Raw genomic sequence first — 9,155 nt, forward strand, 5'->3', positions numbered from 1 at the left:
AGGGGCGCCCCGGACGGAAGACGCCACGCACGGCCCGGGACGGCTGCCGGGGTGCGCACGCCGTGTGGCCTGCCCACCTCACAACCCATGGTTGTGATGCCCCTCCCTCCAGTTGTTTGATCAGCAGCACGTCCAGTGGCTTTGATGTCCCGGGACAACGGGAGGTTGTGCATGAAGCTGGGGCGGCAGTTCGGGTGGCTGTGGGCCGCATACGGGATCAGCGCCGTCGGCACCTGGCTCGCCATCGACGCCTTCCAGCTGGTCGCCGTCCTCGTCCTGCACGCCGGAGCGGGCGAGGTCGCCCTGCTCTCCTCCGCCGGTGTGGCCGCCGGCGCCCTGGCCGCCGTACCGCTCGGGCCCTGGATGGAGTTCCGCCGCAAACGGCCCGTGATGATCACCGCCGACCTGGTGCGCTGCGCGGCCCTGCTCACCCTCCCCGCCGCCCACGCCCTCGGCGCGCTCGGCTTCGGGCAGCTGCTGGCCGTGTCCGTGGTGGTCGCCGCGGCCGACATCGCCTTCACCGCCGCCTCCGGCGCCCACCTCAAGACCCTGCTGCCGCCGGCGCATCTGCTCACCGCCACCAGCAGGTTCGAGGCCACCACCTGGACCGCCACCGCCCTCGGACCGCCCCTCGGCGGTGTCGCCGTCGGCCTGTTCGGAGCGGTGGCCACGGTCACCGCCGACGCCGTCAGCTATCTGCTGTCCGCCCTCGGCATCCGCGCCCTCGGCCGCGGCGAACCCCGCCCCGCCCGCACCACCGCGCCCCGCGCCGGCGACCTCCTCGACGGCTGGCGGCACATCCTCACCAGCCCCGCCCTGCGCCCGCTGTTCCTCAACCAGGTCCTGGTCAACGCCCTGATCATGGCCTCCGCGCCGCTGCTCGCGGTCCTCATGCTCGGCCCCCTCGGCTTCACCCCCTGGCAGTACGGCCTCGCCTTCGCCGTGCCCTGCCTGGGCGGCCTCGCCGGCTCCCGGCTGGCCCGCCCGCTCGCCGACCGGTACGGCAGGCGCCGGGTGCTGCTGGTCGCCGGGGCCCTGCGCGCCTGCTGGCCGGTCGGGCTGGCCTTCGTCCGCCCCGGCGTGCCCGGCCTGCTGCTGGTGATGGCGGTCGAACTGGGGCTGATCACCAGCGCCGCCGTGTTCACCCCGGTCTTCGCCGCCCAGCGGCTCGAACTGACGCCGGGCGACCGGGTGGCCCGTACCCTCGCCGCCTGGTCCGTCACCGGCAAGCTCGTCACCGCCGCCACGACCGCCTTGTGGGGCCTGCTCGGCGCCCTCCTCGGCCCGCGCACCGCCATCGCCCTGGCCGGCGTCCTGCTGCCGGCCACCTCGCTGCTGTTGTGGCGGCCTACGGGACGACCGTCACGGGCCAGCGCCCCGCCTTCACCAGCCGCACCGCCACCGAGCCGATGATCCGGTGCCCGGCCTGCTCCGAGGCGCCCACCACCACCGCGTCCGCCGTGAGTTCGTCGGCCGCCTTCACCAGTCCGTTGTAGGGGTCGCCGCGGAAGGTGTGGAACTCCCAGCGCACCTCGAATATCCCCTTGAGCCGTTCGGCCGACTCCCGGATGTAGGAGATCAGGTCCTCGGCGATCTCGTCGGTGGTCTCCGCCACCGGCGCCCCGAGCGCCGCCCCGGCCGCGAGCACGGGCTGCACGTACACCACGGCCAGCAGCGCGTGCTGGCGCCGGGCCAGACCGGCCGCGTAGGCGGCGGCCCGCAGCGAGGACTCGGAGCCGTCCACCCCGACCAGGACGACCTTGGGGCCGTCCGTCCCGCGCTCGAACCGGTGCGCGTGTTCCTCGTGCTGTTCGTGCTGTTCCGTCACGCCGTGAGGCTATCGGAAGCCGCCGTTCCAGCCGAGCCCCGGGGCCGCTCGACGGGCGGGCCGCGGGCCGCCTTCCTAGAGTCGGAACCATGACAGCCACCGCGGAGACCGGTGCCCGCAAGGGCGCCACGGCACGCACCGGGCCGCCCGGCGGGCGCCTCGGCCGGGTCCCCGGAGGCTTCGCGGCCCTCTTTTCCGCGCTCGGCCTGCTGTGCGCGCTGCTCGCGGTCATCGCCCCGCTGCGCGGCCCGCTCCGCCCGGTCGCCCGCACTGTCGACCTGCTCCTGGCCCCCGTCAGCGCCAACCTCGCCTACGCCGTCTTCCTCTTCCTGCTGGCCGCCGCCACCGCCGCCCGCAAGAAGATCGCCTGGTGGCTGGTGGTCGTCTACCTCGGCCTGCTCGTCCTCACCGACCTCCTCGGCCTCGCGGCCGGCCTGTACGCCGCTTCCCTGCCCTCCCTCGCGCTGTGCGCCCTGCTGCTCGTCCTGCTCGTGGTGGCCCGCGGGGAGTTCTACGCCGCCTCCCGGCACGGTGCCGTCCGCCGGGCCCTCGGCGTGCTGCTGGCCGGACTCGCCGTCGCCGTCCTGCTGGGCTGGGGCCTGGTCTCGCTGTTCCCGGGCACCCTGCCGCAGGGCCAGCACCTGGCCTGGGCCGCCGACCGGGTGTGCGGCGGACTCGTCTCCAACAGTTCCTTCGCCGGTCACCCGCCCCACCAGGTCACCTTCGTGCTCGGCCTGCTCGGCGCGCTCGCGCTGCTCAACGCCGCCGCCGCGCTGTTCCGTTCCCAGCGCCTGGAGGCCGCCCTGCACGGCGACGAGGAGGCTCGGGTCCGCGCCCTCCTCGCGGTCTGGGGCGAACGGGACTCGCTCGGCTACTTCGCCACCCGCCGGGACAAGGCCGTCGTCTTCTCGCCCAGCGGCAAGGCCGCCGTCGCCTACCGCGTCGAGGCCGGCGTGTGCCTGGCCGGCGGCGACCCCGTCGGCGATCCGGAGGCCTGGCCGCACGCCATCGCGGCCTGGCTGGAGACGGCCCGCCGGCACGCCTGGGCACCCGCCGTGATGGGCGCCTCCGAGGACGGCGCCCGCGCCTTTGCCCGCGCCGGACTCGGCGCCCTGCAACTCGGCGACGAGGCCATCGTCGACGTGGCCGCCTTCGACCTGGCCGGCCGGGACATGCGCGTCACCCGACAGGCCGTCCACCGGGTCCGCCGCACCGGCGCCACCTGCCGCATCCGCCGGCACGCCACCCTCACCGAACACGAGATGGAGGAGATCGTCGGCAAGGCCGACGCCTGGCGGGACACCGAGACCGAACGCGGCTTCTCCATGGCCCTGGACCGGCTCGGCGACCCCGCCGACGGCGACTGCCTGCTCGTGGAGGCCCTCGGCGAGGACGGCCGGCTCCTCGCCCTGCTCTCCTTCGTGCCCTGGGGCCGCGACGGCGTCTCCCTGGACCTGATGCGCCGTGACCGTACCGCCCCCAACGGGGTCATGGAGTTCATGGTCACCGAACTGTGCGCCGCCGCACCGAAACTGGGCGTGCACCGCGTCTCCCTGAACTTCGCCGTCTTCCGCTCCGTCTTCGAGGAGGGCGCCCGCATCGGCGCCGGACCCGTCCTCAGGCTCTGGCGCCGCCTGCTGCTGTTCCTCTCCCGCTGGTGGCAGCTGGAGGCCCTGTACCGCTCCAACGCCAAGTACCGGCCCGAGTGGTACCCGCGCTTCCTCTGCTACGGCGAGGCCGCCTCCCTCGCCCGGATCGGCCTCGCCTCCGGAATCGCCGAAGGCTTCGTCTCCGTACCGTCGCTGCGCACACTCTGGGGAAAGGGGCACCCTAGGAGCGGACAGCAGCCGGCCGCCACCGAGGGGTTGCCGTCGCCGGCGGCACCCGGCCCCGACGGAGGGGGCCCGACCGGGCCCGCCGCCCCGGACGCGGGCCTGTCCGACCAGGTCCGCGTCCGGCGCCACAAGCTCGACCGGCTGCGCGCCGCCGGCACGGACCCCTACCCGGTCGGCGTCCCCGCCCCCACCCACGCCCTCGCCGGCATACCCCCCGACGCGGACGTCACCGTCGCCGGCCGCGTCATGCTGGTCCGCGACCACGGCGGCATCGTCTTCGCCCTGCTGCGCGACTGGTCCGGCGACCACCAGATCGCCCTCACCCGCGAGGACTGCGGCAGCGCCCTGGACCGCTTCACCGCCGACACCGACATCGGCGACCACCTCACGGCCAGTGGCCACTCCCGGCTCAGCGACCGCGGCGAGCCCACCGTCTTCGTCACCGCCTGGCAACTCACCGGCAAATGCCTGCACCCGCTGCCCGACAAGCGGCGCGGTCTGACCGACCCCGAGGCCAAGGTGCGCCGCCGCTACCTCGACCTCGCCACCAGCCCCGCCGCCCGCGCCGTGGTGCGCTCCCGCTCCGCCGCCGTGCAGGCGCTGCGCCAGGGCCTGCTGGAGCGCGGCTACGTCGAGGTCGAGACCCCGATGCTCCAGCAGATCCACGGCGGCGCCAACGCCCGCCCCTTCACCACCCACATCAACGCCTACGACCTCGATGGGTACCTGCGCATCGCCCCCGAGCTGTACCTGAAGCGGCTCTGCGTCGGCGGCCTGGAGAAGGTGTTCGAAATGGGCCGCACCTTCCGCAACGAGGGCGTCTCCCACAAGCACAATCCCGAGTTCACGATGCTGGAGGCCTACCAGGCGTACGCCGACTACGACGTCATGCTGCACCTGGCCCGCGAGCTGATCCAGGGTGCCGCCACCGCCGCCCACGGCTCCCCGGTCGCCCACCGGGACGGCGAGCAGTACGACATCTCCGGCACCTGGCCGGTCAGGACCGTCTACGGGGCGGTCTCCGAGGCGCTGGGGGAGGAGATCGGCCCCGGCACCGAACTGCTGCGCCTGCACCGCCTGTGCGACCGCGCGGGTGTGCCGTACACCGCCGACGACACCCCCGGCGACGTGGTCCTGGAGATGTACGAGCGGCTCGTCGAGGCCCGCACCCTGCTGCCCACCTTCTACAAGGACTTCCCGACCGACGTCTCCCCGCTGACCCGGCAGCACCGCGCCGACCCCCGGCTCGCCGAGCGCTGGGACCTCGTCGCCTTCGGCACCGAACTGGGCACCGCCTACTCCGAGCTGACCGACCCCGTCGAACAGCGCCGGCGCCTGACCGAGCAGTCCCTGCTCGCCGCCGGCGGCGACCCGGAGGCCATGGAACTGGACGAGGACTTCCTCGATGCCCTCGAACACGCCATGCCCCCGACCGGCGGACTCGGCATCGGCGTCGACCGGCTCGTCATGTTCCTCACCGGTCTGACGATCCGCGAGACGCTCCCCTTCCCGCTCGTACGCCGGCGCTGAAACCCGGCGGCACTCCTCCGTCCGGGTGATTTCGAGCCGCCGCGGCGGTGTCGCTGCGGTGCGCCGGAGGCCGGTGGGGCGACTGATGGGTGATGCAGAAGGATCAGTTGTTCACCCGACGCCGTGTGCTGCTCGCGGGCGCCGCCGCCGCGGGGTCGGCCGGCACCGCCGGAATCATCCTGGCGGACAGCGGCGAGGGAACCGTCAAGGCGGCGGCCCCTGCCCCGGCTCCCGGCCCCCAGGCCCGCCAGGCCCTGAAGCCGTCCGCCTTCCGGCTCCAGCCGCTCACCGGGTACGGGCCGCCGCGCACCAAGCCGCGCAAGCTCAAGGTGCGCAAGGAACCCCTCATGCAGATCTCGGACAGCCGCCGGCAGATGATGCTCACCTTCGACGACGGGCCCAACCCGGACTACACCCCGCACATCCTGGACACCCTCGCCAAGTACCGGGTGCGGGCGATGTTCTTCACGTGCGGCGAGTGCGTCGTCGACAACAAGGAGTTGCTCGCCCGGATGGCTGACGAGGGCCATGTCGTCGGCAACCACACCTGGACCCACCCGCTGCTGACGACCCTCGACCGGGGGGAGATCCGCTCCGAGATGGAGCGCACCAGCGACGTCATCGAGGACGCCTACGGCGAGCGACCCCAGTGGTTCCGGGCCCCCTACGGCGCCTGGAACAAGGCCGCCTTCCAACTGGGCGCCAAGATGGGCATGGAGCCGATGGCCTGGACCGTCGACACCACCGACTGGGAGACCCCCGGCACCGGCACCATCATCGACCGGGTGGAGAGCGGTGCCGCCCCCGGTGTCGTGGTGCTCTCCCACGACGCCGGGGGCGACCGCTCCCAGACCGTCCGGGCGATCAAGGAGTGGCTGCCCTACCTCCTCGACTCCGGATACCGCCTCACCGTGCCGCGCCGCCGCACCTGACGGCGTGCGCCGCCCGCCCGGCCGGCACCCTCAGGTGACCGAGGCCAGGCGGGCGAAGGCGACGACGTTGCCGTCGTAGCCGTTCTGCTTGGAGAAGCCGCCGCCGCAGGTGATGACCCGCAGCTCCGGTGTCCCCTTCGAGCCGTACACCCGGTCGCCCGGGAAACCGCTCTTCGAGAAGACCTCCACGCCGTAGACCTCGAACACCGCGGTCCTGCCGTCCTGGCGCAGGACCTCGACGCGGTTCCCCTTCTTCAGGGCCCCGAGGCCGTAGAACACGGCGGGGCCCTTGGCGTTGTCGACATGGCCGACGACGACGGCGGTGCCCTTCTCGCCGGGGGAGACCGCGCCGGTGAACCAGCCCGCGAGGTTGGGGTCGTCCGGCGGCGGCGCCCCGACCCAGCCGTTGGCGTCCAGACCGACCGGCATGACCGGCGCGTCGACGTGGATCGCCGGGATGCGGATCCGGTCGGCGGCGGAGAAACCCAGCGACGCGGGGGCGCTGCCGACGGGGCTCGGGGTGGCGCGGACGTCCGGCGCCGCCGCGGACGCCGGCTGCGGCGGGCCGGTGTCGAACTCCCCGGACCCGTTACGAATGAGCGCCAGGCCGGTCAGCAGGACAAGCGCTATGACGCCCCAGGGGGCGCGCTTCTTCCGCCGCTCCTCCTGGGCGAAGAGCTCGGACAGCTCGGACGCCGACATTCGCCTTCCCCTCTCGACGCGGTCCTCGCCGCGTCGGTCGCGCATGGGAAAACGCTAAGTCCCGTGCGGGCGGCGGGCGACGGGGCGGCGGGCGAACGGGTGGCCGGAGGACTTCCCGGTGCGCCATCCGAGTTGCAGTCGCCAGATTATTTCTGACGGGCCGTGACCTGCGGCAATATCCGATTGTGTGCTTTTCGTCCGGCGTGTTGCCTCACCAGGACGGACCATTCTCGACATGCGGGCGTGTTCCGCGCGTCCGAGGGTCTGGTTCCGGGAGGTGTTTTCTCGCCGATCGCCCGGGGACGGTACCCGGGCGCCTCCCGCGGAGGAGCACATGCGTCATCAACATGCCCTCGCGGCAGCATGCGCCGTGGTCGCCCTGATGGGGCTCGCCGCCCCCGTCGCCGTCGCGGACGGTATGGGCAACGGGGGCGGCCCGAGCGGCACCGACACCACCGTGGTCGTCCCGGGCACGGGCACCGTGACCGGGAACGGGGTTCCCAACGGTGGGATCCCCAACGGAGGACTCCCCAATGGTGGATTTCCCAGCGGAGGATTTCCCAACGGCAACGGCAACGGAAATGGCTTCGGGAACGGCAACGGGAATGGTAACGGCTTCGGGAACGGTTTCGGTAACGGGAACGGTTTCGGGAACAACAACGGCCATGGCAATGGCAACTCCGGCCACGGCGACGAATTCGGTGGCCGGGGCAACGGAAACTTCGGTCGCGGTGACGAATTCGGCGGCCGGGGCAACGGGAACTTCGGCTGGGGCGACGAACTCGGGGGCCGGGGCGACGACTTCGGCGGGCGCGGTGACGGCGGCCCGCGCAACATCGTGGCCACGCCCGGCGTGGTGCCCGCCGGGGGCCGTCTCACCGTCACCGTGGACGGCTGCCTGCGTGGCGGCCTGATGGCGTCCCGGGCCTTCCGCACCTCCCCGCTGTCGCCGTTCCGCGGCGGCACCGCGCGGGGCGTCGCGCTGATCGACCGGGACGCCCGTCCCGGCCGCTACGACATCAGCGTGCGCTGCGCCGGCCGGGCGCTGACACGTCCGCGCGCCTTCGCCGTCCTCGGCGGTGTGCAGGGCGGTCTCGGCGGCAGCCAGAGCGGCGGGGCGACGACCGCGGACATGGCGATCGGCGGCGGCCTGGTGGGCACGGCCCTGATCGGCGGCGGCGCCTTCTGGCTGCGCCGCCGGCACGAGAAGCGCGCCTGAGCCCGCCCGTCCCGGCAGCACCCGCGCACGCCGCGCGTGCACGCCGTACGTGCCAGGCCGACGCCCCGGTCCCGCAGCGGAGCCGGGGCCGGGGCGTCGGCCGGTCCGGGCGTGGCCGGGAAGGCTAGCCCGTGATGTGCGGGAACAGGCTGCTGAACGGTTCCGCGGTGACCGCGATGCCCCGGCTGTAGGGGGCGTCGAAGTCCCAGATCAGGAACAGCATGAAGGCGATCGTCGCGGAGAACAGGCCGGCCAGCACCAACTCGCGTCTGGTCCGCCTGATCTGGAGCGCGAAGACCATGCCGACGGTGATGACGGCGCCCGCTAGCAGCCCCCACCACACCACTGGCGGCATGGTCGCCCCGGTGGAGTCTGCGCGCGCGTTGCGGGCCTCGTCGGCGGCGGCCAGCTGGTCCAGCAGAGGCTGGTAGGCCTGCGCCTCGAAATCGTTCGCGGGCCGGTAGTCGGTGACGTCCGCGCGGATCTTCTCCAGCAGTTCGGCGCCCCGGTCCGTGACGCTTCCGTCGTCCGCCATCCGCTTCCACTCGGTGTGCACGACATAGCCGGCGTAGGCGTCCACGTCGTCCCGGATGCGGTCACGGACGTCCGGCGGGTAGACCCGCACCCGCTCCGAGATCTCGTGCAGCGCCTGGGCCTCGGCCTGCACATGGTCCTCGGCGGAGCTGCGGGCCTCCCACACGCCCGCGATGGCCAGACCGAGGACGATGGCGTACACGACACCGATCCACATGGTCATGTACTCGATGACATCGGGCGTCTCGCTGGGATCCTCGTCCTCGGGGGCCCTCTTGTGCCGCACCAGGGTGATGACCACCACGACGGCACAGGCCCCCAGCATCGCGAGGACGAGAACAAGCCAATCCGACAACGGGTTCCTCCAGGGGTGAGCGTCCGGCGCGTCAGCGCGGACGCAGGGCCGCTACGGCGACGATCGCCGGGATGGTGATGAGCAGGACGTAGGTGACCGGCGTGGTGTGGCGGGGGGCGGGGCGGCCGGTGGCATGCGGGTGGTACGCCGGGTAGCTCACCGGGGCCGGCGCGGGCCGCGGCGTCAGGCTCGGCTTCGGCTTCGGCTTCGGCTCCGGCGT

General features: G+C 73.2%; 7 protein-coding genes and 1 pseudogene. 4 read left to right on the plus strand and 4 right to left on the minus strand.

Annotation, left to right across the window (positions count from 1 at the left end; translation table 11 throughout):
* Positions 1-171 precede the first annotated feature (171 nt).
* The gene (locus tag NX794_RS33790) at positions 172-1,413 is read left to right on the plus strand and encodes an MFS transporter (protein WP_258783505.1); all 1,242 of its coding nucleotides are present in this window, start codon (positions 172-174) and stop codon (positions 1,411-1,413) included.
* Here the strand turns inward: NX794_RS33790 and NX794_RS33795 are convergent.
* Entirely contained in the window at positions 1,349-1,828 is a 480-nt protein-coding gene (locus tag NX794_RS33795) for a universal stress protein (RefSeq protein WP_258783506.1), read from the minus strand. The genes NX794_RS33790 and NX794_RS33795 overlap by 65 nt on opposite strands.
* An 89-nt stretch (positions 1,829-1,917) precedes the next feature.
* Between NX794_RS33795 and lysX the strand changes: the two genes are divergently transcribed.
* Together lysX and NX794_RS33805 are read left to right on the plus strand one after the other, a co-directional pair.
* Positions 1,918-5,193 (plus strand): bifunctional lysylphosphatidylglycerol synthetase/lysine--tRNA ligase LysX, encoded by a 3,276-nt coding sequence (lysX, locus tag NX794_RS33800; protein WP_258783507.1) that lies wholly within the window; start codon positions 1,918-1,920, stop codon positions 5,191-5,193.
* A gap of 92 nt (positions 5,194-5,285) precedes the next feature.
* A complete protein-coding gene (locus tag NX794_RS33805; RefSeq protein ID WP_258783510.1) occupies positions 5,286-6,125 on the plus strand; it encodes a polysaccharide deacetylase family protein in 840 nt (279 codons plus the stop codon).
* A gap of 30 nt (positions 6,126-6,155) precedes the next feature.
* On the opposite strand, the gene NX794_RS33810 is transcribed toward NX794_RS33805, so the two are convergent.
* Complete coding sequence (locus NX794_RS33810; RefSeq protein ID WP_258783511.1) at positions 6,156-6,827, minus strand: class F sortase; 672 nt, start codon at positions 6,825-6,827, stop codon at positions 6,156-6,158.
* 334 nt (positions 6,828-7,161) lie between these two features.
* On the opposite strand from NX794_RS33810, the gene NX794_RS35980 reads away from it, so the two are divergent.
* Positions 7,162-8,046 carry a hypothetical protein gene (locus NX794_RS35980; RefSeq protein WP_309506061.1) on the plus strand — a complete coding sequence of 295 codons (885 nt, stop codon included), beginning with the start codon at positions 7,162-7,164 and terminating at the stop codon, positions 8,044-8,046.
* A gap of 124 nt (positions 8,047-8,170) precedes the next feature.
* Here NX794_RS35980 and NX794_RS33820 read toward each other — a convergent pair whose 3' ends face one another.
* Positions 8,171-8,935 (minus strand): bestrophin-like domain, encoded by a 765-nt coding sequence (locus tag NX794_RS33820; RefSeq protein ID WP_258783508.1) that lies wholly within the window; start codon positions 8,933-8,935, stop codon positions 8,171-8,173.
* Between the two features lie 31 nt (positions 8,936-8,966).
* Positions 8,967-9,155: pseudogene (locus NX794_RS33825) on the minus strand (hypothetical protein); the annotation flags it as partial.

It is taken from the genome of Streptomyces pyxinicus (assembly GCF_024753135.1).
GTDB lineage: Bacteria > Actinomycetota > Actinomycetes > Streptomycetales > Streptomycetaceae > Streptomyces > Streptomyces pyxinicus.

Excerpts from the sequence above, each read along its gene's own strand:
- NX794_RS33790 (WP_258783505.1), top strand. The coding sequence starts at position 172 with ATGAAGCTGGGGCGGCAGTTCGGGTGGCTGTGGGCCGCATACGGGATC.
- lysX (WP_258783507.1), top strand. The coding sequence starts at position 1,918 with ATGACAGCCACCGCGGAGACCGGTGCCCGCAAGGGCGCCACGGCACGC.
- NX794_RS33805 (WP_258783510.1), top strand. The coding sequence starts at position 5,286 with ATGCAGAAGGATCAGTTGTTCACCCGACGCCGTGTGCTGCTCGCGGGC.
- NX794_RS33810 (WP_258783511.1), bottom strand. The coding sequence starts at position 6,827 with ATGTCGGCGTCCGAGCTGTCCGAGCTCTTCGCCCAGGAGGAGCGGCGG.
- NX794_RS35980 (WP_309506061.1), top strand. The coding sequence starts at position 7,162 with ATGCGTCATCAACATGCCCTCGCGGCAGCATGCGCCGTGGTCGCCCTG.